We start from the raw sequence: 23,293 nt of genomic DNA on the forward strand, positions 1-23,293 counted from the left end.
GGGCGGGAGACGGGCGCGCCAGCGGCACGCCGACCGCTACCGAAGCACGGCCACGTACGTCACGCCGAAGAGGATCAGCGCCAGCGTCGCGACGTTGACCGCGGTGAGCGCCGCCACGCCGAGGAAGTCGAGCCCCCAGACGACCACCCAGGCGAACCACGTCGAGAGCACGGCGTTCATCGCGAGCAGCACCTTCGGGTCCCCCGAGGAGCGCTCGACCCCCTCGCGGATCCCCGGCCCGTCGTCGTCCGTCCCCTCGTCGGCGCTCTCCTCGGCGCTCATACGCCGACTGGCGGGTGTGCGCCACTTAGCTCTTGTCCGTCCGGGGCGTACGAGGGCCATGGTCGAAGCGCCCCGTCCCCGCAACCGCCGCGGCGATCCGATCGATCCGGTCCCATTCCTCGTGACGACGGGGCTCGCGTTCACGGTCGTCTTCTCGTTCGGGCCGATCTACGGGCTCGCGTACGGGCTCTCGCTGCGCTCCGCGCTGGCGCTGTCGGGGGCGGCGTTCGCCGGCGCGACGGCGCTCGCGCACCGACAGTTGGTCCGGAGCGCGCCCGCGCTCGACGCCGGTCCCCTCCCGCCGGGTCCGCGCGTCGAGCGGCTGTTCTACGGGGCGGTCGCGCTGGGCGTCGCGCTAGTCGCGCTCACGCTCCCGCTGCTGTGACGGGAGAGGGAAGACCGGAGCGCGGCGGCGACAGCGGAGCGCGGCGGCGACAGCGGAGCGCGGCGATGTCCCGTGAGCCGACGAATCGGCTGTGCGAACCGATCGCACGACACCCGGTGACTAAGTCGATCGGTGCGGATCGTTATCGTATGGGACTGATCAGCACGGTGACCGACGCGCTCGCGGGCTCGACGGAGACGGCTCCCGGAGTGGCCGGCGACGACGGCTCGGAGGGTTCGTACTGGTGCGACGACTGCGGGGTGCGGGTCCGCGACGTCGACGTCGACGACGAGGGGCTCGACCGCGACGACGAGGGGGTGCCGGCGTGTCCGGACTGCGGCGACGCGATGCGCTTCGAGCGCGCGAGCGGCCACGGCTGCGCCTGCTGAGCGCGAACGTCTCGATTTATCAGCGGGTCATGGCTCGCGGAGTACCGTCGAACCACCCTGCTCGGCCGGGAACGGCGAGGGGTCGACGTCGGCGGGGTCGTCGCCGACGCCCGGATCGCCGAGCGCCGCGAGCTCCTCGTCCGTCAGGAGCGCGTCGTCGAGCCGGTCGACGAGCGCGACCTCGTCGACCCCGGTGCCGATGACGACGAACTCGGTCCGGCGGTCGCCGTGGTCGTCGTCCCACTCCAAGTCCGGGCGGTTCGAGCGCAGCATGTCGCGCTCGACCGACGGGAGGCTCGCGATCCACGGCCCGAGCGCCTCGACGCGGACCGACCGCCCGGCCTGCCCGACCTGCTGGCGCTGGTCGGTGCCGGCCACCCACAGCGTCCCCTTCGAGCGGACCACGTCGGCCGGGAGGTCCCGGAGGAGCGCGGCGATCCGCTCCGGGTGGAAGGGTCGCCGGCGGCGGTAGGTGAAGGAGGTGACGCCGTACACCTCGTCGGGGTGACGATGGTCGTGAGCGTGGGCGTCGTCGCCGTGGTCGCCGTGGTCGTGGTCCTCCGCGAGCGCGCGCTTCCAGCCGGGGAGTTCGCCGATTTCGCCCTCGTCGAACAGCCCGACGTCGAGGATCCGGTCCGGGTCGACCGCGGAGAACTCCGCGACGACCGTCTCCGCGTCGGGCTGGAGCGCGCCCACGAGGTCGACCGCCTCGTCCATCTCCGCGTCGGTACAGAGGTCCGCCTTGTTACAGACGACGAGGTTCGACACCTCGACCTGCTCGACGAGGAGGTCCGAGAGCGGGCGGTCGGCATCGGCGTCGCCCGCGCCGTCGTTCCCGCGGCCGTCACCGGCCGCGGCGTCCGCGTCCGGATCGACGCGGCGCTCCGGCGTCTCGTCGCCGGCGAACGCGTCGAGGAACTGGCGCGTGTCGATCACGGTCACCAGCGCGTCGACGCGGTACCGCGCTGCCGCGCGCGATTCGGTCGTAAACAGCCGCGCGACGGGCGCGGGCTCCGAGATGCCCGAGGACTCGACGACCAGGGCGTCGAAGGAGCGCTCGTTCGCGAGCCGTACCACGGCGCTTTCGAGGTCGTCTTGCAGCTCGCAGCAGATACAGCCGTTCGACAGCTCCGTGACGCCCTCGACGTCGACCTCGGACTCCTCGGCGATCAGGTCCGCGTCGACGTTCACGTCGCCCATGTCGTTGACGAGGACCGCGACGTCGCGGTCGCCGGCGTTCCGGAGCAGGTGGTTCAGAAGGGTCGTCTTACCCGCGCCGAGTCCCCCCGAGAGCACGGTCACCGGGATGCGGTCGTCCATACGCCCGGATCGGCCACGACGCTCTTGAACCCCCGGGCGGCGAGCGGGAGCGACCGGCCGGCGCGCGGGGGCGACCGGGCGGCGGGGCCCGCCACGGTCCGATCCGAGCCGATACGTTGATAGGCTGGGGTCGTCGAACTCGCGGTATGGTTCTGTCCGCCTCCGCCGTGTCGCTCGTCAGCGTCGCGGTGACCGTGCTGATGGTCGCCGCGATGCTGTATCTCGTCTGGGGAGCGCTCGGCGACGACATCCACACGCCGAGCCCCGGCAACGAGGACCGACCGGAACTGGACGACGACGACGCCGAGTCCGACGAGGCGTCGAGCGAGCTCACGGACGGGAACACCGCCTGACGACTCGCGCTCCGCGGGCGAATCCGCGCCGCGGACCGTGGCTGCGCCGCCCCGGGCCGTGGCTGCGCCGCCCCGGACCGCGACAGGTTTTAACGCGGGTGGAGTGTCATGAGAGATGATGACAGTAGCCGACCGGATCGAGACGTTTCGGGCCGCGCTGGAGGAGTGGCTCCGGGGCCTGTACCACGGGATGATCACGCATCCGGCCTACGAGAAGATCGAGAAGGAGGCCGAGGACACCGAAGACGAGTTCATGCTGGCGTGTTTCCCCGACGCCTTCGGGATCCCGTCGCCGGTGTCGTACTACACCGCCGAGCTGCTCCCGTACCTCGAAGACGAGTTCGAGGCGTGGGAGCGGCGGCTGTGGGACCGCGAGACGCTGATCGAGCGGAAGGGCCAGCAGTACCACTTCTGATGACGGGACGACACCCACCCCGCGACTGATGGAGCAGTTCGTCTTCTTCGGCGGCAAGGGCGGCGTCGGAAAGACCACCGTCTCGTGCGCGTACGCCCACCGCTGCGCCCGCGACGGGGTGCGAACGCTCGTCGTCTCCACCGACCCGGCACACTCCGTGTCGGACGTGTTCGACCAGCAGTTCGGCGACGAGCCGGAACCGGTCGCGGGCGTCGAGGGGCTGGACGCGATGGAGATCGACCCCGAAGACGAGATGCAGCGGCATCTCGACGAGATCCGCGAGGCGCTCTCGGAGCAGGTGTCGGCCGCGATGGTCTCGGAGATCAACCGCCAGCTGGAGATGTCCCACGGGACGCCCGGCGCGTACGAGTCGGCGCTGTTCGACGCGTTCGTCGACGTGATGCGGACGGAGAGCGAGCCGTACGACCGCGTCGTCTTCGACACCGCGCCCACGGGCTCGACGCTGCGGCTGCTCGGGCTCCCGGAGTTCCTCGGCGACTGGATCGACCGACTGCTGTACAAGCGCAAGCAGTCGATCGACCTGTTCGAGAAGGCCGCGGTCGGGGACATGGAGCCCCGGCGCCTGCTGGAGGGCGACCCGGTGATCGAGCGGCTCCAGCGGCGCAAGGAGTTCTTCGAGTACGCCGGCGAAACGATGCGGAACGAGGCCGCCTTCTTCCTCGTGTTCAACCCCGACCAGCTCTCGGTCAACGAGACGGCGCGGGCGATCGAGGGATTCACCGAGCGCGACCTGCGCGTCCGCGGGCTGGTGGCGAACAAGCTCACGCCGTCGCCCGACGACGACGAGGAGGGACGCGGCGCGCGCTACCTCCGCGAGAAGGTCGAGACCGAGCGCGAGCGACTCGCGCAGGTCCGCGAGGGGTTCGACCCGCCGCTCGTCGCCGAGATCGAGTCCCGGACCACCGAGGTCCGCGGAGACGTGCTCGCCGACGTCGCCGCCTCCCTCGACGTGGAGCCGTGACGCGCGGAACGCGGGCGGTGAGCCGGCCGCATCCCCCCTCCGCGGAGCGGTTCCGCCGGACCGAACCGAGAGACCCGGGGCGCGCGCGAGGTCGATCGGAGCGCTGACACTCGAATTTTACCGGAGAGTCAGAGAAAAGAACCGGATTTCGGCGACGGCCTCGACGCGACCGGCAGATATTGACGTTAACCATCATGAACGAAAGTAACGTTTAAGTTGGACATAGTGAACCGATACCACGAGGGAGGGAACCTATGACAAGTGTAATTTGGATCGTCGCTGCCGTGCTGGGCACGTTCACCGTGGGGTACATGGGGTACTCGCGGTACCTCTCGCAGTTCGTCGACCTCGACGACGAGCGGGAGACGCCGGCACACAAGTACGAAGACGGACAGGAGTACGTACCGTCGAAGAAGCCGGTACTACTGGGGCATCACTTCTCGAGCATCGCGGGCGGCGCACCGATCGTCGGCCCGATCACGGCGGGAGCGATCTGGGGATGGGTCCCCGCGCTGCTGTGGGTCGCGATCGGGAACCCGCTGATGGGCGCGGTCCACGACTTCATCTCGCTGTCGAGCTCGATCCGCCACGAGGGGCGCTCGATCGGCTACATCGTCGGGCAGTACGTCGGGGAACGCGGCAAGAACCTGCTGCTGTGGTTCGCGTTCCTCACGATCATCCTCGTCGTCGCCGTGTTCGCGCTGGTCGTCGGGATCGTGTTGAACGCGTTCCCGTCGGCGGCGACAGCGAGCTTCGTGTACATCGCGCTCGCGGTCGTGTTCGGCGTGTACCTCTACCAGCTCGACGGACCGTTCATTCCCGGGACCGTCGTGTTCGTCGCCGGCGTGTTCGCCGGCGTCTGGGTCGGCATCCAGTACCCGTTCGCGTTCTTCGAGCTGGCGGGCGACGCCTCTCACGCCGCGGGCACGTTCGTCCTCTTCGAGGGGAGCACGGGGTCGTGGGTTCCCGGCGCGGGCGCGCTCGGCGGCAACACGGCCGCGTGGGTGCCCGTCATCCTGATATACGCGGTGATCGCCAGCGCCCTCCCGGTCTGGACGCTGCTCCAGCCGCGCGACTACCTCTCGTCGTTCCTGCTGTACGCTGGCGTCGGCGGGGCGCTGCTGGCGATCGTCGTCGGCACGGTCCTCGGGACCTCCTCGCAGCCGCTCGTCGTCGACAGCAGTATCCAGCCGTTCCAGGGGTTCATGGGGGTCGACAGCCGGGCGCCGTACCCGCTGTTCCCCATGCTGTTCGTGACGATCGCCTGCGGGACGATCAGCGGGTTCCACTCGCTGGTCTCCTCGGGGACGACCGCCAAGCAGCTGAACAAGGAGAGCGACGCCCGGCTCATCGGCTACGGCGGCATGCTCGGTGAGGGGTTACTCGCCGCGACCGCGCTGTCCGCGCTCGCCATCGCCGGGTTCGCGTCCGACGCCGCGGCCGGCGGCATCGGCGGCGCGCTGCCGAACTTCGCGACCGGCGGCGGGATCATCCTCACGAGCCTGAACATTCCGGCCGAGTTCGGCGCCCCCTTCATGGCGCTGGTGCTCGTGAGCTTCCTGCTCACCTCCACGGACACGGCCGCGCGGCTCGGCCGCTACATGATGGAGGAGATCGTCGGGACGAAAGGCACGCAAAGCGAGAGCGGCTTCGGCGGCGGCGTCGGTTCGTTCGCCCGCGGCCGGTACACGAACCCGGTCATCCAGGGGCTCATCGCGTACGCGCTGGTCATCTCCGGTGAGTGGGCGACCCTGTGGGCGCTGTTCGGGAGCGCGAACCAGCTACTCGCCGCGCTCGCGCTGCTCACCGGAACCGTCTGGCTCGCCAACTGGGACGAGACGAAACAGCTCGTCAGCACGGGCGTGCCGATGGCGATCATGGTCGTGATCACCGTGATCGCCCTGGCGTTCCTGGCGGGGTATCAGTGGTTCTTCGTCAACCTCGTTCAGGGCGGCGTCACCGGCATCGGCAGCCAGATATCGATGGTCGTTCGCATCGTGCTCGCGGCCGTCCTCGTCTACCTCGCGCTGTCGCTCGTGCGCATCGGCTACGGCAACATCACGAGCGTGCGCGGCGGCGACCGGCCCGCGGCGGAGCCGAGCGACGACTGACGCGACCGGCCGACCCCGCCCCCTGGCCCTCTACGGTTATTTTTCGGCGCCGCTTCGACCGCTACCGCCAGAACCGCTTCGCGAGCCGCGAGAAGAACCCCTCGTCCGGCTCCGCGACCGCCTCCCACAGGCGGAACGCGCCGGCGACGTCAGCGACCTCGCTCGCGACCAGCTCCTCGTCGTCGGGCGCGACGACGATCAGGTTCACCTCGTAGTGGCCGTAGTAGCCGAACTTCAGCAGCGTTCGGTCGCGGAACCCGTCGACGAAGTCGGCGACGTCGTCGGGGATCCGGTCCGCGACGAGCGCGACGGTGACGTCCGTCCCGTAGTGTTCCTCGTCGGCCTCGACGCGGTCGTCGGCCACCGCGTGGGAGAACTCCACGAGCCGTTCGAGCTCGGCGACCGACGGGGTCGAGACGCGCCGAGCGAACAGGAACTCCATCATGTCGTGGTCCGCGTAGCTCAGCGCCGGGTGGAGGAACTGCTTCTGGTTGCGCACCCGCATCTCCGCGGTCATGTCGAAGCGCTCGCCGTCGACGACGACGTCGCGGTCGAGGTCGTAGCTGTACAGCAGCCGGTCGGAGACCCGGTCGAGGTACTCGTCGTCGTAGTCGGGGACGGCCTCGCGGATCTCGGCGGGCAGCTCCTCGGGGTCGCGGCGGCCGTCGCCTCCCGCCGGCGCGGTCCCGTCGCCGCCGGCCCCGTCGCCGCCCTCCGGCCCGGCCCGCTCACTCATCGTCCGGGTCGTAGGCGACCGCGTCGCCGTCCGCCGGCGGCGCGCCGATCGCGAGCACGGTGACGGGGCCGTCGGCGTCGGCCGGGTTGTACGCGCGCTGCGGGCTCTCGGGGTCGACGACGAACAGGTCGCCCGCGGGCACCTCGTAGGTCTCCTCGGGCGTCTCCACCGAGAGCGTCCCGTCGAGCACGTAGAACGCCTCCTGTTGGGTCTCGTGGTAGTGGTACGCGAGCGGGAGCTGCTCGCCCGGCTCGGCCCTGAATCGGTTGACCGCCGCGGCGTCGAGGCCGCCCGGATCGGAGAGCTTCCGGCACTCGCACGGTCGGTCCGGCTCCGGGTCGACCGAGTCGACGTCGACGACGCGATATCCCATGCGAATCCCTTCCACGGAGGAGTAAAAAGGGCGTCGGGAGCCGAGCCGGCGGCGGAGTCGGGCGTCGAAGCGGACCGCATCGAACGAGACCGAACGCCCGGAACGGGCGGGAGCGGGACCAGGCTCGGTTTTAAGGAGACGCACGGCGTAACGTGTCGTGAGAGAGCATGACAGACGAACGAGACCGGTCCGACGGGGACGACGGCGCGGTCGAGGTCGAGGCCTGCGGCCGCTGCTCGATGTCGACCGTCGTCGGCGCGGTGTCGAGCGATCAGTCCCCCGAAGAGCGGGCCGAGCGCGACCCGTTCTCGGGCGAGCGGATCGAGGTCGACGAGTCGTCGGTCCGGCGCGTCTCGCCGGCCGGGTACTTCGGCGACCTCAAGGCGCGGATCGACGCGTTCGCGCGCCGGATCGCGTACGGAGAGTAGGCATCGGCCGGAAGTCGGCGTCAACCGCAAGCCGGCGTCAACCGCAAGCCGGCGTCAACCGCAAGCCGGCGTCAACCGCAAGCCGGCGTCAACCGCAAGCCGGCGTCAACCGCAAGCCGGCGTCAACCGCAAGCCGGCGTCAACCGCAAGCCGGCGTCGGCCACGGGTCAGACCGCGAGCCGCGCTCGGCGAGTCACGTCAGTTCGGGGAGACTTATACGCGTCCGTGCCGTAGCGAGGGCAACCGATGGAAGAGAGCATCTCCGGGTTCAAGGTGCGCGGCGACTGGGGCGACGTCGTCGAACACGGCGAGCGGGTCGCCCTCGCGCTCCGGGAGGTCGGCGTCGACGGCGACGCCTACTACGAGTTCGACGAGTGGCGTCCCAAGACCCACGAGCGCATCGACGAGGACGTCTCGGAGAAGACCGCGGCGCAGGCGTCCGTCGACGAGGGGAAAGGCGAGCGCGCGGGGCAGTCGCCCGGCGACGACCTCCAGACGGCCGGCGAGAAGCTCACGGAGTCCTACGAGAAGGTCGAGGAGAACGACACGGAGAGCGCCCGCGAGAGCTGGGGGGAGTCGATCGAGCACGTCGCCCGCGCGGCCGACTCCGCCAGCCGGAAGGCGCTCCGGAAGGTGGAGGACGCCGTCTACCGGAACGTGATGACCCAGATGGCGCCGTACTACTTCGACAACGAGCTCGTCAGCGCCAACATCCAGGAGGTCGCCCGCGCCGAGGACGGCGAGACGTTCGTCTTCGAGGTGAACGTCAACGACGACGAGCTGAAAACGGAGGTCTCCGAGGTCCTCGACGAGTACGAGTCCGAAATCGACCGCTGGCACGTCGAGACCGAGAAGCGGACCGACGACGTCGCGGCGGCCGAGGGCGTCGAGCCGCCCGCAGAGGAGGGCGGCCCGGACTCGACGACGACGTGAGAGCGGGAGCGATCCCGCCGACCACGCCGGCGCATCGCCCGCGCCGACGGGGCGGCCGCCGCGGGCCGAGAGACATCGGTCGGCTTTAACTCGCCGACCGTCGTATCGAACCCATGAGCGAGGTACTCCGAGTCGAGGCGGGCGAGCTGTCCGTCGACGAACTCATCGACGCGCTCAACGACGGCCGGCGGATCCTCGTCGACGTCGAGGTCGCCGGCGCCAACCACGAGGTCGCCCTCCGCTACGACGGGGAGACGTACCACTGCGACACGCCGACGAACCTCCATCGGCACGCGGACGAGTCGGGGATGCGGGGCTGTATCGACCAGATGGGGTACGCGGCGGACGAATGACCGCGTCGAGCCGCCGTGACGGGTATTTAACAGCACCGCGCGCGGATCGACCGACATGAGCGATCCCGAAATCGAGGACCTCGTCGGCGACACCTCGCCTTCCTTCGAACACGTCCTCTCCTGCGTCTTCGGCGTGCGCGACCACGAGAGCCGGGCGTACCTCGAACTGCTCGATTACCCGGGCAGCACCGTCTCGGAGCTGGCCGACGCGCTCGACCGCGACCGGTCGAACGTGAACCGGTCGCTGTCGACCCTGCGGGAGAAGGGGCTCGTCGAGCGCCGGCGGCGGCTGCTCGACTCCGGCGGCTACGTCTACCAGTACACCGCGATCCCGGTCCCGGAGGCCAAGCGTCGGCTCCACGACGCGCTCGACGAGTGGGTCGCGGACGTCCACGACGCGATCGACGGGTTCGACCCGGACGAGCGCTGACCCTCGGCCGAGACGCCTACTCCTCCCCTTCCTCGTCTTCCGCGCCGGCGGTCAGCCCGTCGTCCTCGGGGCGGTCGAGCGCGCGCTCGGCGTCGTGGTGGTCGGAGTAGCCGTCGAACCAGCGGGCGATGCGCTCGATGCGGTCGACGATATGCGCGGGCTCGCCGGACCGCGAGAGCTCGTGTCCCTCGCGGGGGTACCTGACGAACCGCGTGTCGACGCCGTTCTTGCGGAGGATCCGGTGGTACAGCTCCGCCGTACAGATCGGCGTCCGCGTGTCGTCCTCGGAGTGGATCAGGAGCGTGGGCGTGTCGACCGCGTCGGCGTGGCCCGTCGGCGACTGCTCCCAGAGCCACTCGGGCTCGTCGGACGGCACCGTGTCGAAGTCGCCCTCGACGAGCTTGTACGCCGCGTCGGTCGAGCCGTAGAAGCCGGTGAGGTCGTAGACGCCGCGCTGGGCGACGGCCGCGCGGAAGTAGTCGGTCTGTCCGACGATCCACGAGGTCATGAACCCGCCGAAGGAGCCGCCGGTGACGAAGGCGTTCGACGCGTCGATCGCCGGGCGGTCGGCGACCGTCTCGACGCCCGCCATCACGTCGCGGGTGGTGACCGCGCCCCAGTCGCGCTCGATCGCTTGCGTGAACTCCTCGCCGTAGCCGGTCGAGCCGCGGGGGTTCGACCAGAAGACGGCGTAGCCGCGGGCCGCCAGCGTCTGGAACTCGTGCCACATCGTCCCCGCGGTCGACCACATGGCGTGCGGGCCGCCGTGGATCTCGACCGCGAGCGGGTACGGCTCGTCGGTATCAGTAGCCGATTCCGGGGGCGTCAGCAGCCACCCCTGGATCTCGACGCCGTCGGACTCGAACCGGAGCTCCTCGGGCTCGCCGACCGCCCGCTCGGCGAGGTAGTCGGCGTTCAGCTCGGTCAGGCGCGTCGTCTCGTCGGCCGCGGCGTCGTACGCGAACGCGTCGCCTGGGTGGTCCCATTCGCTCGCGGCGTAGGCGACGGTCACCGATTCGGGGCCGGCGTCGGCGTCGCCGCCGACCGTCGCGCTCGACACGGTGCCGGGCCGGAGCAGGCGCTCGGGCTCGGCGCTTCCGTCCGCGGGGACGTGCCACAGCGCCGTCTTCCCTTCGTCGGGCGTCGCGAAGTACAGCGTCTCCCCGTCCGGCCCCCACTGCGGCGTCGTGTCGCGGGCGAGCCCGCGGTCGAGGTCGCCCGTGAGGTCGGTGACCGCGCCCGAGTCGGCGTCGAGGACGCGGAGGTCCGTCGGCTGCATCGACACCTGGTCCGGCTCCGCGTGGGTGAACGCGACGCGGCCGTCGGCGGTCGCCGCGAGGTCGGCGCCCCAGCCGGTCGTGGTGTGGACGCGCTCTGCCTCGCCGGCCGCGAGGTCGTGGGCGCGGATCGCGATCTCGACCGAGTCGTCGGGGTCGTCGCCGACCGCCTCGGTGTAGTACAGCGTGTCGGCGTCGCCCCACGAGGGCGCGGCGAAGTCGGCGTCGCGGTCGGTGACGCGCTCGACGGCGCCCGACTCGGCCGGGTCCGGGTCGGTGACGCCGCCCACGGTCGCGTCCGCGTCGACGACGTACACGCCGGGGCGCCGGCCGTCGAAGTAGCGCTCGGCGGCGCGGTAGACGGTCCGGTCGATGACGCGCGGGTCGGGGTGCTCCTCGGGCTCGTACTCGTCCGGGACGGCGAGGTCGCGATCGGCCTCGCGGTCGTCCGCGGTCACCGACTGGACGAACGCGATCCGCTCGCCGTCGGGCGACCACGCGATCTGCGAGACGCCGCCGACGACGTCGGTGACGCGGCGGGCCTCGCCGCCGTCGAGCGGGAGGACCCACAGCTGCTGACGGTCGTCGGCGGCGCCCCGAGTGGAGGTGAAGGCGATCCGGTCGCCGGAGGGGCTCCAGCGCGGTTCGGCGTCGGCGCCCTCCGAGAGGGTGAGCCGGCGCGGATCATCCTCGCCCGCGGCGTCGACGAGGTACACCGTCGTCTCGTAGCTCTCGTCGTCGGTCGGCTGTCGGCGCACGAAGGCGACGCGGTCGCCGTCCGGCGAGATCCGGGGGTCGGACGGGACCGCGATGTCGTGGTAGTCGGCGGCGGTGACGCGTTCCATACGGTCCCCTCGGACGGGGGAAGCAAAAGGCGTCGGGAGCCGGAAAGGCGGTCAGTCGCCGCGGCGTCCGGGGGCGTCCCGCGCCCGCGACGGCGCGCGGTTAGTCCTCGCCGTTGTCGAACGCGAGCGAGACGCCGTCGCCGTCGACGGTCGCGCCCGCGGCGCAGACCGGGTGTTCGAGGTCGGCGCCGAGCAGCTCGGTCGCGACCGAGTCAGCGTCGGTCGCGGTCAGGTCGTACGGCTCCGGCGAGTCGGTCTCGTAGGTCGCGACGACGGTGGGCTCGTCGACGGCCTCGACGAGGAGCGCGTCCCGGCGGACGGTGCCGACCGTCGCCGTCTCCGCGCCGACGACCCCGGCGACGCGGGGCGTGTCGTAGTCGTCCTTCTCGTAGTCGAGCGCGAGCAGCGGCGTCGCGAGCGCGTCGCGGGCGGGGTACCCCAGTTCGAGCTTCTCCGCGATCGGGTCGACGTGCGAGCCGTTGCCGAGGACCGCGAGCGCCTCGCCGGTCGGCGCCTCGACCGCCCGCGCGCAGTTGTACGAGACGTAGGGGTTGTCCGTCTCCGGCGCGTCCGGGGTCGGGCCGACGGTGAGCGTCCCGCCGCGGTCGCGGACGCGGCGGTTCGGGAACGAGCGCGAGGAGACGCGGTAGCCGCCGATCCCGGGCGCGACGACGACGAATCGTCCGACGTACATACAGATTCGTGTGGATTCTCTGGATTAAAACGCGTCGATATACACACGAACGCGATCCGACGGGTGCGGTTCGCCGCCGTCTGCGCCGTCGGCACCGCGACGGTCCCCGCCTCGGTGTCGCCGATGCGAGGCGACATCGTCAACGGATCGCACGGCGGCCGCGACGCGCAACGCTTACAAACACGTACGGGTTATCGGAAAGTGCGCAGTCCATTGGGGTAGTGGCCAATCCTGTTGCCTTCTGGGGGCAACGACCCTGGTTCGAATCCAGGATGGACTACTTTTCTCGCGCTTCGCTTCGACTGTAGCCGAGAGGCTCCCCCGTCCCGCGGTCTCCAGTTGAAACGAAGGGGTGGCATTCGCCGGTCGGGATTCCCGTTACTAGTTGGAGTGAACCAACAATCACCATCGCACAAGCGTCTGGAAAGAAAGAGGAGTAGAGCGCGTTTTTACTGTCGGTCAGTCTTATTTGCCGTGGACTGTCTGGTTCTCTGGAGGCAGGTCGATCCTGATAATCTCTTCTGAGGGGACGGTCGTGGTGGCTTCGTCGTCTTCGACTTCGAGGGTGAAGGTGCCCTCTCCGCCACGTTCAATCGAGCTCTCGTTCAGCTCTATCTGAGTGGCTTGGTCTGCTGTGAGTCTCGTGACGTGTTCTTCATTGTTCGTGTGCTGACTAGGTTCCGTATCGTTGCGATCGTAGTCGATGGCGTCGATCGTGATGGCGTTGGAGGCGTTGAGTTTCACCGGTTCATCGACGTAGGTGACCTGCTTCTTTGAGAGGTTGACGTCGGTGATGACCCGTGTCTCGTCCGGCTCCTCAATCGGAGCGGCCTTGACGTGGATCACACTCTGGTCCAACCCGGAGGCCCATACCTCGAAGTGAACGGCGGTTACCTCGTCGAAGTAACTCCGGACCGTCTGGTTCGCCCAAGCCGTCTCGATGGCCTGATCGACCTCTTCATCGCTCACCGCTCCGGGATTGATGACGTCAACGGTGTAGTTGGCTGGCAATGCGTCGTCCGACGCTGTGTCGGCCGTAGGCATGTCCATTGCGGCGACGACACTACCCGTACCGAGGGCGAGCAGTGCGGCGACCGCGAGGACGGCAAGTTTCGTGCGCATAGTTCGTCAATCACCTGGTAGCGTGGAGACACCACCGAAGCCTCCGTACCCTGGAGGAGGGGTGCTCTCCACGTAGACCGTTAGATGAAAGACCTGAAAGTGATTGATTGGAAACGGATTACGGAACCGGTTTGGAACCCGTTTCAGGCGGTGTTCACCGAAGACTATCTGAGGACGACGACGTTACCCATCCCTTTGCGTTTCCGCTCGACCAGGTCCTTGCTTTCGAGGGTATCCAAGGTTCGGCTGACCGTGGCCTTAGACAACTCGGTCCCCTCGACGATATCGCGTTGCGGAAGTTCACCACCGGCGTCAAGCACGACGGTGTAGACCGTTTCCTCGTTGTTGTGTAACCGGTCAACCGTCTCCTCCCACCGTTCCTCGGGGGCCGTTGTGTCGTGCTGGACGGTGTCGCTGCCGTGTCCGTCGCTGACCGCTTGTCGCGTCGATGGGTGTTCTCCGCCGTTTGCGACCGGATGCGGTGTCGCTGACTCGGTTGTCGGGACTGTGGTGGTGTGGTCGTGGAGTAAGAGGTAGGTGCCGCTGGCGCCGAGGAGGGAGGCTGCGACAGCGATGAGGGCGACGTCGGTGTACGTGAAGTACTGGCCGAGCTGGGTGGTTTGCGCGCCGTTGTCACCGAGAGAGACCATAACCGGTGAGGGGGTGATCAGTTGGACGGCAACCACGAGGACCGCGGCGACGAACGCGGACGCCGCGATAAGGCGCTTGCCGTGGAGGGCTGACAAGTCCATATGATCGGGGTAATGAACACACCGTCTAATGCGTATCGCTCTTTCGCTGTAAAACCGGGATGAAACGCCTGTGAAACGCATTTCCAACCGTTTCCCAACCGGTTTCACGCAGTACTGATGTGGTCTTTCACCGAAGTCCAAACCACGAATGACGTCCGATCTACAGTCCCGTCTCGCCCTGTTGGCGGTCCTTGCGGTTCTCGGTGTCGGGCTCGCCGTCCTCGGCACCGCGGTCGGTGCCACCACTCCTCACGCCGCTTCCGGGCCCGGTACGGCGTTCGTCGTGTCCGAAGACAACGTCACCGTCGAACAGGGCGATCAGCAGGTTACCGTCGTCGACAACATGACCCGGGTCGACAGTATCGAAATCGAACGACAAGGGAGTGGAACCTATCAGGTGAACACGGAGACAGAGGACCCACTGACGGACAGCGAACGCAGTCACGCCGAAGCCATCGCCCGTGACAACGCGACCGTACAGCAGGTGCTTCGGGACGTAGAACAGTACGAACTGACCGTTGAACCGATTCACAAACTGACCGCGGACTCCGTCCGGACCACGACCGTCACCGGGTTCAATAGTACCTCGATGGAAAGTGAGACAGCCGAGGGAGAGGAGACGTTCACCCTCACAGTCGAAGACGGTGACGAGACGGGTACGGTCACCATCGACCGTCATCCCGAGTACGTCAAAGACGAGGCCGCCATCAGGATCCGCAACCCTTCCACCGACGAGGTGTACTACTCTGCCACAGTCGACCTCGAAAACGAGACCGTCACAGAGATCACCGACTGGCGTTCGGATTAAGCTGTCCGTCCCACAGGAGAGGACCACCACGGCTGTATTTCGACAGTAGCTGTCGATTCGCAACAGCAGACGACAAAGTGGTAGCGGCATCCTCCGGGTCGGCGGTCACTCGAAGTACGGCTTCGGAGAGCTACGGGTGAAGCCCGTCGAACCCCGCTCGAATCAGCGTCAGAACCCAGAGGAAGTGACGTAGCTCACCGGGCGAGATAACTCATGTGTGACGGGGGGATCGGCACGAAAAATCACGCTACAGGCCGGGTGAAAAATAGATTGTGTAACAACTGTTACTTCTCGACGTCCAGCAGCGCGGCGCGCTCGCGGACGACGTCGGCGAGGTCGCCGTTCGTCGCGGCGAGCTCGCGGTCGGTGACGCCGTAGAACTCGCGGACGCGTTCCGCGTCGAACGCGGCGTCGAGCGCGTCGGCGTCTGGGACTTCGGCCGAGTCGACCGCGAGGTTCCGAACCGCCTCGACTGCTCCGCCGAGGTCCGCGGTCGACCGGCCGGCGTCGGGCACGCCGCCGAAGTCCGCGACGAGGACGACCGCGGCGCGCTCGCCCTCCGAGACACCGAGTTCGAGGGCGCGGTCGATCTGCCTGCGCCCGGCCGCGTACAGCAGGACCTCGACCGCGGGGTCGCGCGCGACCGCCTCGCCGCGAGCGATCGCCCGCGCGGCGAGCCGCGCCGCCTCGCGGAGCTGCGTCGGGGAGACGACGAGGTCGGCGTCGAACGCCTGAACGACCGCGCCGGTCTCGGCGGCGATCCCGTCGAGGTCGGCGAGGAACGCGTCGAGGTCGTCGATGGCGAAGGTTCCGCGGACGAGGCGGACCGCGGGCTCGGGCGCCGGCTCACCGTCGGGGTCGGGCGCCGGTTCCTCGTCGGCGTCGGCAGCGGGGGCAGTCATCCGAAATCACCCAGGCTCGCCTGTCCGTCGCCGTCGCCGTCGGCGTCCGCGCCCGCGGTCGCCGCCGCGGAGGCCGACCGGTCGGGGTCGACGCCGTCCAGCGAGGGGTCCTCGCGGCCGGCGTTCTCCAAGATGCGCTCGGCGGTTCGCTCGCGGCCGCGGAGCGCGCCGAGGACGACGGCCTTGTCCGCCTCGCGGAGGTCGGCGCGGCTCTCGATTCCGGCCTCGAAGAGGCGGCGGGCGCGTTTGCGGCCGACGTTGCGGACGCCGGCGAGGTCGAGCAGCTCCTCGCGGACGCCGTACTCCAGCCGCTTGCGGGCCTCGCGCACTTGGACTACGACGTCGCCGTCGATCCCGTCGACGTCGCGCGCGAGCGTCTCGGCGGCGCGGAGGAGCCACTCGGCGGTGTCGACCTTGCCGCGGATGTCGCCGGGGCCGACGCCGTACCGCTCCGCGATCCGGTCCTCATCGACCTCGTTCGCCCAGTCCTCCAAGAGCCGGCCCGTCTTCAGCGCGGCGAGCCAGTCCTCGAAGCGCACGTCCTCGTACTCGGAGGGCACGTCGCCGAGGAACTCCGCCTCGCGCTCGTAGCAGACCTTGGTGTACTCCTCGCGGTCGCCGGACTTGAGGTACAGCTCGTAGGTGTCGGGGGTCCGGCTGACGAGGTGATAGAGGCCGAGCGGGGTGACGGCGGGGCCCTCGTCGGCGTCCGGCTCCGCCGGCTCGTCGGCGGGGTCGTCTCCCTCCTCGTCCGCCCGCGTGTAGGTCGTGAACTCGGCGTCGTCGGCGTCGGCGTCCGCGTCGGGGGCAGAATCGGCGCCGTCCGCCGGAACGAACTCGCCGCTTTCGCCGCTCTCGGCGCCCTCGTCGTCCGCGCCGTCCGCGACGGTGCGGAGCCCGTCGAGTATCTCGGCCGCGCTCATCGGGTCGAGGTAGAGCCGCGAGACGGTGTGGCCGATGCCGGTCGCGGCGAGGCCCTCGCTCCCGCCGTCGCGGTCGCGGTCGACGAAGCCGTTGACTTCGAGGTAGTCGAGGACGGTGTCGGTGACCGCGGCGAGACGCCCCTCGTCGTCGGTCTGGGTCGCGTAGAGGGTGTTATCGAGGAAGGAGAGCAGCCCGTCCCGGGTGGCGGCGAAGCCGGACGCGACCGTCGCGAGGACGTGGGTGCGGAGGGCGGGCTCGGCCGCGAGCTTCGAGCGGACCGGTTCGGCCTCGGCCCAGACGTATCGGTCGAACAGCTCCTCGCGGGTGTCGGCGCTGTTCGCGAGCAGCACCGCCTCGCCGTACGGGTCGAGTCCGGGCCGGCCCGCGCGGCCGCACATCTGGTGGACTTCGAGGACGTCGAGCGGCTGCATCCCGCCGAACTCCCCGTCGTAGCGGCGCCAGTCGCGGACGATCACCCGGCGGGCGGGGGTGTTGACGCCGGCCGCGAGCGTCGGGGTCGCGGAGACGCACTTGATCAGCCGGTCGCGGAACGCGTCCTCGATCAGGCTCCGGTGCTCGCTCGCGAGGCCGGCGTGGTGGAACGCCGACCCCTGCTCGACCGCGTCGGCGAGGTCCTCGGAGGTGTCGGTGTCGGAGACGCCGCGGAGCTCCTCGGCGAGTTCGCGGAGGCGGTCGCGCTCCTCGCCGGTGAGTCTGGAGGAGGTGACCTCGCCGAGCTTGCGGGCCGACGACTCGGCGTTACGCCGGGAGTTGACGAAGACGAGCGAGGAGCCGCCCTGCCCGTCCTCCTCGGTGTCTAAGGCGTCCCCGACCAGCTCCGCGGTCTGGTCCTCCCCGCGCTCGACGGGCACCTCGCGCTGGCTCCCGTCGTCGAAGTTGATCGCGTTGCCGAAGTGGACGCCGGTCCGGAGCTCGATGGGTCGCCAGTCGGACTCGACGAGCTCGGCGTCGAGCCAGTCGGCGATGACGTCCGCGTTGCCGACGGTCGCCGAGAGCGCGACCGTCTGGAGGCCGGGGTTCACCTTCCGGAGCTTCGCGAGGGTCACTTCGAGGGTGGGGCCGCGGTGGGAGTCGTCGACGAGGTGGACCTCGTCGCTGACGACGCAGGTGAGGTCGTCGATCCACGGCGCGCCGTTGCGGATCAGCGAGTCCACCTTCTCCGAGGTGGCGACGATGATGTCCCGGCTCGCGAGCCACTCGCCGTCGGAGTCGTAGTTGCCCGTGGAGACGCCGACCGTCACGTCGAACTCCTCCCAGCGCTCGAACTCGGCCTTCTTCTCGCTGGCGAGCGCGCGCAGCGGGACGATATATAAGGCCTTGCCGCCGCGCTCGATCGAGGAGAGCATCGCGAGCTCCGCGATCAGCGTCTTGCCGGACGCGGTCGGCACGGCCGCGACGAGGCTCTCGCCGTCGACGACGCCCGCCTCGACCGCCGCCTGCTGGGGCGGGTACAGCTCCGCGACGCCCTCCGCTTCGAGCGCCTCGCCGACGCCCGCGGGGAGCCCGGAGAGCGAACTCGGTTCCATTACCGGAGTCTGGACCCCCACGCGATTTAAATCGTCGGAACCGGGTCGTGAGAGAGTGAACAGGTGCGGCCGCGACCGCCAGCAGCGACGTACGTTTATAAATAGATCCGCGGTGGCGCGTGCCTGCGAGGCCGCATCGCGGCCGAGCAGCACCGCGCGAGGGAGTCAGTCGCCGAAGCGAAGCGGAGGCGACTGACGAGGCTGGGGAGGCGTGAGGCGCTGTGCGGTGCTGTGCGGGGCGGGACTCAAAGGGGCAGTCGCGAGGGCGGCGCAGGCGAAGCAAGGACCACAGGGAGCGAGCAGCGCGAGCGACCGAGGACCGCAGCGAGCGTGCGCCGCCCTCGCGGCTGGGGCTTTGGAGGTGGCCTCTGCCGACCCGCGATCAGCGATTTATAAGTAATCGGCTGGGGCTTTGGAGGTGGACTCCGTCGATCCGCGGTTGACTATTTATGACAGAACGGCTGTGGTTTTGGAGATGACCGCCGCCGATCCGCAATCCACCATTTATAAACGGATTACGTAGTCTCTGGAAGGACTCACCGCGCCGCCGGCGTCTATTTATAAGTCCAGATCAAGGTGCCACGCCCACCGTCAACAGCGTCCCCCACGTCCGGTAGCGGTCGACCATCGCCTCCCGCGTCTCGTACCCCTCGGTCGGGAACTCGTCGGCCTCGGGAATCTCCGTCTCGCGGTCGGGAATCGCGTCCTGCTCGGCGACGTACAGCCCGGCCTCGCGGAACGCCTCGCGGTACTGCTCGCGGGACCACAGCGTCATGTCGACCGAGATGTTCTCCTGCCACGCGTGGGTCGTCTCGCTCTCCGCGAAGTAGTTCACCGCGCAGTAGAAGGTGCCGCCCGGCTTCAGCACGCGGCGGACCTCTTCGAGCGTGTGGACCGGGTCGCTCGCGTAGTAGAACGCTTCCATCGAGAAGACGTGGTCGAGGGCGTCGTCGGCGAAGGGGAGTTCGTCGAAGTCGCCGACCAGAAAACCGACCGCGTCGTCGTCGGTGTACTCGCGGGCGTTGCGCGCCATCTCCGGCGCGCCGTCGAGGCCGTACCCCCTCCCGATCCCGCGCTCGCGGAGCGCGCGGAGCGCGTAGCCGGAGCCGGTACCTAAATCGAGGACGGCGTCGCCGGCCTCGACCGGCATGCGCGCCAAGACGTGTTTCGCGGTGTGCCAGTGTCGGTCCTCCATCCCGCGGTCCTTGCCCGAGGCCGCCCACTCGTCGAACTCCTCGCGGACGCTCATACCGGTCGGACGGGGAGAGCGGTGAAAAACGGCGGTGTTTTACCGGCTCCCGTTCCGCTGACCTGTATGAAGCGACCGCGGGCGCTCCGCCGACCGCACTTCCGGGTGGCCGACATGGCCCAGCAGTCCGTCGGCGGCTTCCTGCTCGCGGGGCCGTTCGTCGTCACCGCGGAGGTGTGGGAGCTCGCAGCGGGAATGAACTGGATCCAGGCCGCCGTGACCGCCGGGCTCGTCGCGCTGATCGGGTACGCCGCGCTGTACCGAGCCGACACCGGCCGCGACGTCGACGAGGAGCCGGACCTCGTCGGGATCCCGACCCGCTTCGTCTCGCTGATGACGGTCGCGTTCGGCTCCGTGCTCCTGCTGGCGCTGATCTTCGACGCGCCCGAAACGTTCCTCGTCGAGGGCGGCATCGGCGACGGCGCGGTCGTGGCGACGACCGCGAAGGCCGTCGCCGTCGGCGCCGTGTTCAGCGTCGTCGGCGCCGCGACCGCAGACAGCGTGTTCTGATCGGGCCCGAGACGCGCGGTCCGACTCAGAGGACGACCGAGACGACCGCGAAGAGGATCAACACGCCGGCGATGTCACAGAGGTTCGTCACCACCGGGATCGTCGTGTCGTCGGGGTTGAGCCCGATCCGGTAGGAGGCCTCGACGGCGGCGACGCTGGCGACGACGACGAGGACGGCGAGACACAGCCCGGAGACCAGCGAGATCAGCAGCACCCGGCCGAGCGCGAGCGACCCGCCGAGCGCGAGCCCGATCGCCCACGCGGCGACGCCGACGGCGCCGAAGACGGTCGCCGCGAGCCCGAACACCGCGCCCGCGTTCGCTCGGAGCGCGGGATTGGCCGGGCTGAGCTCGTAGGTCCCGAGGTAGAGCTGGGTCGTGAGCCGCGAGCAGGTGATCGACGCGAGGTTGCCGGCCGTCCCGATCTGGACGGGCACGAGGACCAACAGGGCCGGGTACCGCAGGAGGACCGCCTCGTAGGTCTCTAACACGGTTCCGGAGACGAGCTGAAGCACCGACAACGCGGCCAAAAGCGGGATCATCGTCCGGACGATCCGCCGTATCGACCACTCGTCGACGGCGATCGGCTCGGGGTCGGTCACGAGAGCGCCCCCACGAGGGCGACCCCGACGAGGAGGAAGAACACGCCGAACACGTCGCCGAGCGTCGTGACGACCGGCCCGATGACGTTGTCGGGGTCGAGCCCGCGGCGGTAGCCGACGAAGATGACCGAGATGAGCACGGTGATCATCAGCACCGCCGAGAGGAACCCGGCGACGACCATCACGCCGACCAACTGGAAGAGGCTCCCGCCGTCGCCGAACAGCGCGAGCGTGAGGTAGGTGACGACCGCGATGAACACGGAGACGGTCATCCCGTTGAGGAAGGAGGCGACGACGGCGTTCGTGAGCCGGCGGGACGGGCGGAACCGCGGCTCGATGATCCCCTGGTGGAGCCCGGTCGAGAGCCGCGCGCCGAGCGAGCCGTACACCCCGCCGCGGGTGGCGAGGAACGCCGGCAGCAGCAGCAGGAGCCCGGGGACCTCCGCGATGTTCGCGCGCATGGTCTCGGAGGCGAGTATCGTCCCCGCGAACAGCCCGGCGATCAGGCTGACGGCTATCACCGGGAGCGCCTGCCGGTAGATCTCGCGCGCGGAGTCGTGCCCGGGCATCGAACGCACCGACGGCGGGCGGGGCAAAAAAACCGACCGCCGCGCCGGGCGACCGCCGTCGGTCCGCGGGCGCCCGTGAGCGATTCGGGGGGCGATCGTCCCGTTGATGTCAGCATCTCCAAACGAAACGGTGGGGGTCGGTGGCGGACGGACGCGACGCCGACCGAACGCGACGGGAGCGACCCGCCCGCGTCCGACGGTCTCGGACGGCTCCGGCCCGCACCGTTAAGTCCGTCGGGCGAGTTCCGATCCCATGGACTACTCCCTCGCCGTCGAGAACGGGCCGGAGACGATACCGGGCGGGACCGGACTCCTCCTCGTCCACCCGAGCATCGGCGAGACGGACCGAATCGACACGGACTTCCTCAAGACCGACACGGACGCGTTCCTCGTCGTCTCGACGCGGACCACCGCCCGCGAGGTCGAGCAGAAGCTGGAGTACTACGACGTCGACGAAACGAAGGCGACCATCCTCGACACGCTCTCGGTCGAGCGCGGCTACTCGCGGCGCACGTCCGACGAGGTCTACTACGTCTCCGCGCCCGACGATCTCGACGGCGTCGTCGACCGCGTCGAGCGGTTCCTCACGGAGAACGAGGGGAAGCGGCGCGTCTCCGTCGACTCGCTCACCGAGATGGCCTACTACGCCGACGACGACGCGGTGTACGAGGCCGCCGCCGAGATCCTCGCCCTCCTCGACGAGCACGACGCGGTCGGCATCTTCCACCTCTCCGAGGAGGTCCACGAGGTCGCGACGCTCGACCGGTTCCGCGACCTGTTCGACGGCGTCATCGACCTCGACGGCGAGGGCAACGTCGTCGTCGACGTCTGAACGGCGGCTTCACCGCGATCGGGCGACCCATTACTCCTCGTCGTCGACGAGCGCCGCGAACGTCTTCTCCGCCCACGCCACCGCGTAGTCCGCCCCGCGCTCCCGGTAGGCGGTCGTGTCGAGCGCGCCGTACGGCGCCGGGAGGTCGAGGTCGTGTTTCACCGCCGAGCAGGCGTACTCCGTCGCGCTCGGGAACTCGGTCTCGCCGCGCGCGACCTCGCCGGAGAGGCGGCCCAGCCGGCCGGAGAGGCGCTCGCCGGCGTCGACCCACGCGTCGAACAGCCGGGGATACTCCTCCGCCCACGAGGCGAACTCGTCGCGGACGTGAAGGCCGACCCACGCGTCGAACAGCGCGTTCGCGACCTGGAAGACGTCGGTCGGGCCGAACCCCGTCGTCGACTCGCCCGTCTCCGGGTCGGGGCGACGGATCGCGGCGTCGAGGTCGCGGTAGCCCTCGCCGAAGAAGGGGAGGAACGACTCGGGGAGGCCGGACCCGGTCGCCTCCGCGGCGCCCGCAACGGCTCCCGGCGCCGGCTCACAGCCGATCTGGACTAACCGCTCGGCGACGAGGAACGCGAGGAAGTCCTCCGGCGTCCCCTCCGCGCGCCGCTTGACGAGGACGGTCGGCGGGTCGGTCTGCGTCGTCCGGACGACCGTGCCGTCGCCCGGGAGCCCGACGGTGAACGCGGGCCCCGCGTGCTTTCGGAGCAGGTCGGGCACCGCGTCCGGGAGCCATTCGGCGGGGTACGACGCGGGGTCGAGCGCGTCGACGAAGAGCCCGAGGTCCTCCGCCGCCGCGGGCGGAAGCGTCTCGAAGTCGGAGTCGACGTCGAGGACCGGCGACCCCGGCGCGTAGCGGTCGCGGACCGCCGCGAGGTCGTCGTCGAGCGACCGGGGCGAGAACATCAGGCGAGGACGTACGAGAGGATGATGAGCACCGAGAGGACGGCCGAGACGCCGACCGTACCAACCACGATCTGGGTCGATTTGTTCATGCGAGCCACTGGGTCCGCCGGTCGTTAAAATCATCCGGTCGCGGCGAGCGGTCGCGTTAAGTTTGGCGTGAATTGTGGTAGACGGCGAAGGCTTCGAGCCAGTTTTGAGCTGTCTCTAGCGCGACATTGCTAAAACTATTCGCAAACGATGATGTTCGTCGTTCTATTTCCCAAAA

At 69.3% G+C, this 23,293-nt stretch carries 27 protein-coding genes, 1 tRNA gene and 1 pseudogene; 14 read left to right on the forward strand and 15 right to left on the reverse strand.

Annotated features, from left to right (window positions below):
• Nucleotides 1-36: 36 nt before the first annotated feature.
• Complete coding sequence (locus DVK07_RS17725) at nt 37-282, reverse strand: hypothetical protein (protein WP_121598263.1); 246 nt, start codon at nt 280-282, stop codon at nt 37-39.
• A gap of 58 nt (nt 283-340) precedes the next feature.
• Here DVK07_RS17725 and DVK07_RS17730 point away from each other — a divergent pair, with 58 nt between their 5' ends.
• On the forward strand, nt 341-667 hold the full coding sequence (locus DVK07_RS17730; protein ID WP_121598264.1) for a hypothetical protein: 327 nt from the start codon (nt 341-343) through the stop codon (nt 665-667).
• Nucleotides 668-816: 149 nt separating this feature from the next.
• Nucleotides 817-1,056 carry a hypothetical protein gene (locus tag DVK07_RS17735; protein WP_017343543.1) on the forward strand — a complete coding sequence of 80 codons (240 nt, stop codon included), beginning with the start codon at nt 817-819 and terminating at the stop codon, nt 1,054-1,056.
• 27 nt (nt 1,057-1,083) lie between these two features.
• On the opposite strand, the gene DVK07_RS17740 is transcribed toward DVK07_RS17735, so the two are convergent.
• Entirely contained in the window at nt 1,084-2,376 is a 1,293-nt protein-coding gene (locus tag DVK07_RS17740; protein ID WP_121598265.1) for a GTP-binding protein, read from the reverse strand.
• 146 nt (nt 2,377-2,522) lie between these two features.
• Here DVK07_RS17740 and DVK07_RS17745 point away from each other — a divergent pair, with 146 nt between their 5' ends.
• From DVK07_RS17745 to DVK07_RS17760, 4 genes are all read left to right on the forward strand, one after another.
• The gene (locus DVK07_RS17745) at nt 2,523-2,729 is read left to right on the forward strand and encodes a hypothetical protein (RefSeq protein WP_017343541.1); all 207 of its coding nucleotides are present in this window, start codon (nt 2,523-2,525) and stop codon (nt 2,727-2,729) included.
• A 118-nt stretch (nt 2,730-2,847) separates the two neighbouring features.
• Nucleotides 2,848-3,144, forward strand: a complete 297-nt coding sequence (locus DVK07_RS17750; protein ID WP_121598285.1) for a hypothetical protein — start codon at nt 2,848-2,850, stop codon at nt 3,142-3,144.
• Between the two features lie 28 nt (nt 3,145-3,172).
• Nucleotides 3,173-4,126, forward strand: coding sequence for a TRC40/GET3/ArsA family transport-energizing ATPase (locus DVK07_RS17755; protein WP_121598266.1), 954 nt, complete (start codon nt 3,173-3,175; stop codon nt 4,124-4,126).
• A gap of 254 nt (nt 4,127-4,380) precedes the next feature.
• The gene (locus DVK07_RS17760; RefSeq protein WP_121598267.1) at nt 4,381-6,237 is read left to right on the forward strand and encodes a carbon starvation protein A; all 1,857 of its coding nucleotides are present in this window, start codon (nt 4,381-4,383) and stop codon (nt 6,235-6,237) included.
• Between the two features lie 61 nt (nt 6,238-6,298).
• Here DVK07_RS17760 and DVK07_RS17765 read toward each other — a convergent pair whose 3' ends face one another.
• Together DVK07_RS17765 and DVK07_RS17770 are read right to left on the reverse strand one after the other, a co-directional pair.
• Nucleotides 6,299-6,973, reverse strand: coding sequence for a hypothetical protein (locus DVK07_RS17765; protein ID WP_121598268.1), 675 nt, complete (start codon nt 6,971-6,973; stop codon nt 6,299-6,301).
• Nucleotides 6,966-7,346, reverse strand: coding sequence for a cupin domain-containing protein (locus tag DVK07_RS17770; RefSeq protein ID WP_121598269.1), 381 nt, complete (start codon nt 7,344-7,346; stop codon nt 6,966-6,968). The genes DVK07_RS17765 and DVK07_RS17770 overlap by 8 nt, the downstream gene beginning before the upstream one ends.
• Nucleotides 7,347-7,513: 167 nt before the next feature.
• Between DVK07_RS17770 and DVK07_RS17775 the strand changes: the two genes are divergently transcribed.
• The 4 genes from DVK07_RS17775 (at nt 7,514) to DVK07_RS17790 (ending at nt 9,490) form a co-directional block, all read left to right on the forward strand.
• Complete coding sequence (locus DVK07_RS17775) at nt 7,514-7,774, forward strand: hypothetical protein (protein WP_121598270.1); 261 nt, start codon at nt 7,514-7,516, stop codon at nt 7,772-7,774.
• A 246-nt stretch (nt 7,775-8,020) separates the two neighbouring features.
• A complete protein-coding gene (locus tag DVK07_RS17780; protein ID WP_121598271.1) occupies nt 8,021-8,707 on the forward strand; it encodes a DUF5828 family protein in 687 nt (228 codons plus the stop codon).
• 113 nt (nt 8,708-8,820) lie between these two features.
• Nucleotides 8,821-9,060 (forward strand): hypothetical protein, encoded by a 240-nt coding sequence (locus DVK07_RS17785; RefSeq protein ID WP_017343532.1) that lies wholly within the window; start codon nt 8,821-8,823, stop codon nt 9,058-9,060.
• A gap of 55 nt (nt 9,061-9,115) precedes the next feature.
• Nucleotides 9,116-9,490 (forward strand): helix-turn-helix domain-containing protein, encoded by a 375-nt coding sequence (locus DVK07_RS17790; RefSeq protein WP_121598272.1) that lies wholly within the window; start codon nt 9,116-9,118, stop codon nt 9,488-9,490.
• Nucleotides 9,491-9,506: 16 nt separating this feature from the next.
• On the opposite strand, the gene DVK07_RS17795 is transcribed toward DVK07_RS17790, so the two are convergent.
• Both DVK07_RS17795 and DVK07_RS17800 read right to left on the reverse strand, forming a co-directional pair.
• Entirely contained in the window at nt 9,507-11,612 is a 2,106-nt protein-coding gene (locus DVK07_RS17795; RefSeq protein WP_121598273.1) for a S9 family peptidase, read from the reverse strand.
• Nucleotides 11,613-11,712: 100 nt separating this feature from the next.
• Nucleotides 11,713-12,306: an IMP cyclohydrolase gene (locus DVK07_RS17800; RefSeq protein ID WP_121598274.1), complete on the reverse strand. Its 594-nt coding sequence runs from the start codon at nt 12,304-12,306 to the stop codon at nt 11,713-11,715.
• A 207-nt stretch (nt 12,307-12,513) separates the two neighbouring features.
• Here DVK07_RS17800 and DVK07_RS17805 point away from each other — a divergent pair.
• Nucleotides 12,514-12,586, forward strand: a tRNA-Gln gene (locus DVK07_RS17805).
• A 185-nt stretch (nt 12,587-12,771) separates the two neighbouring features.
• On the opposite strand, the gene DVK07_RS17810 is transcribed toward DVK07_RS17805, so the two are convergent.
• Both DVK07_RS17810 and DVK07_RS17815 read right to left on the reverse strand, forming a co-directional pair.
• Complete coding sequence (locus DVK07_RS17810; protein ID WP_121598275.1) at nt 12,772-13,428, reverse strand: hypothetical protein; 657 nt, start codon at nt 13,426-13,428, stop codon at nt 12,772-12,774.
• Nucleotides 13,429-13,592: 164 nt separating this feature from the next.
• A complete protein-coding gene (locus DVK07_RS17815; protein ID WP_121598276.1) occupies nt 13,593-14,180 on the reverse strand; it encodes a MarR family transcriptional regulator in 588 nt (195 codons plus the stop codon).
• Nucleotides 14,181-14,328: 148 nt separating this feature from the next.
• Here DVK07_RS17815 and DVK07_RS17820 point away from each other — a divergent pair, with 148 nt between their 5' ends.
• Nucleotides 14,329-14,988, forward strand: coding sequence for a hypothetical protein (locus DVK07_RS17820; RefSeq protein ID WP_199719586.1), 660 nt, complete (start codon nt 14,329-14,331; stop codon nt 14,986-14,988).
• 284 nt (nt 14,989-15,272) lie between these two features.
• On the opposite strand, the gene cgi121 is transcribed toward DVK07_RS17820, so the two are convergent.
• The 3 genes from cgi121 to DVK07_RS17835 all read right to left on the reverse strand — a co-directional run bounded on the left by cgi121 (nt 15,273) and on the right by DVK07_RS17835 (nt 19,610).
• Complete coding sequence (gene cgi121, locus DVK07_RS17825) at nt 15,273-15,890, reverse strand: KEOPS complex subunit Cgi121 (RefSeq protein ID WP_121598277.1); 618 nt, start codon at nt 15,888-15,890, stop codon at nt 15,273-15,275.
• Complete coding sequence (locus DVK07_RS17830; RefSeq protein ID WP_121598278.1) at nt 15,887-18,361, reverse strand: ATP-dependent DNA helicase; 2,475 nt, start codon at nt 18,359-18,361, stop codon at nt 15,887-15,889. Before DVK07_RS17830 ends, cgi121 begins: the two co-directional genes overlap by 4 nt.
• Nucleotides 18,362-18,932: 571 nt before the next feature.
• The gene (locus tag DVK07_RS17835) at nt 18,933-19,610 is read right to left on the reverse strand and encodes a class I SAM-dependent methyltransferase (protein WP_121598279.1); all 678 of its coding nucleotides are present in this window, start codon (nt 19,608-19,610) and stop codon (nt 18,933-18,935) included.
• Between the two features lie 66 nt (nt 19,611-19,676).
• Here DVK07_RS17835 and DVK07_RS17840 point away from each other — a divergent pair, with 66 nt between their 5' ends.
• Complete coding sequence (locus DVK07_RS17840; protein ID WP_121598280.1) at nt 19,677-20,120, forward strand: DUF2391 domain-containing protein; 444 nt, start codon at nt 19,677-19,679, stop codon at nt 20,118-20,120.
• Nucleotides 20,121-20,145: 25 nt separating this feature from the next.
• Here DVK07_RS17840 and DVK07_RS17845 read toward each other — a convergent pair whose 3' ends face one another.
• Both DVK07_RS17845 and DVK07_RS17850 read right to left on the reverse strand, forming a co-directional pair.
• Nucleotides 20,146-20,661, reverse strand: a complete 516-nt coding sequence (locus DVK07_RS17845; protein ID WP_394338891.1) for a magnesium transporter — start codon at nt 20,659-20,661, stop codon at nt 20,146-20,148.
• A 56-nt stretch (nt 20,662-20,717) separates the two neighbouring features.
• A complete protein-coding gene (locus tag DVK07_RS17850; protein WP_121598282.1) occupies nt 20,718-21,290 on the reverse strand; it encodes a magnesium transporter in 573 nt (190 codons plus the stop codon).
• A 253-nt stretch (nt 21,291-21,543) separates the two neighbouring features.
• On the opposite strand from DVK07_RS17850, the gene DVK07_RS17855 reads away from it, so the two are divergent.
• A complete protein-coding gene (locus DVK07_RS17855; RefSeq protein WP_121598283.1) occupies nt 21,544-22,122 on the forward strand; it encodes a hypothetical protein in 579 nt (192 codons plus the stop codon).
• A 30-nt stretch (nt 22,123-22,152) separates the two neighbouring features.
• Here the strand turns inward: DVK07_RS17855 and DVK07_RS17860 are convergent, their stop codons facing one another.
• Together DVK07_RS17860 and DVK07_RS23755 are read right to left on the reverse strand one after the other, a co-directional pair.
• The gene (locus tag DVK07_RS17860; protein WP_121598284.1) at nt 22,153-23,028 is read right to left on the reverse strand and encodes a hypothetical protein; all 876 of its coding nucleotides are present in this window, start codon (nt 23,026-23,028) and stop codon (nt 22,153-22,155) included.
• Nucleotides 23,029-23,173: 145 nt separating this feature from the next.
• Nucleotides 23,174-23,293, reverse strand: a pseudogene (locus tag DVK07_RS23755) (IS6 family transposase); the annotation flags it as partial.

It is taken from the genome of Halorubrum sp. Atlit-26R, assembly GCF_003666015.1.
Classification (GTDB): Archaea; Halobacteriota; Halobacteria; order Halobacteriales; family Haloferacaceae; genus Halorubrum.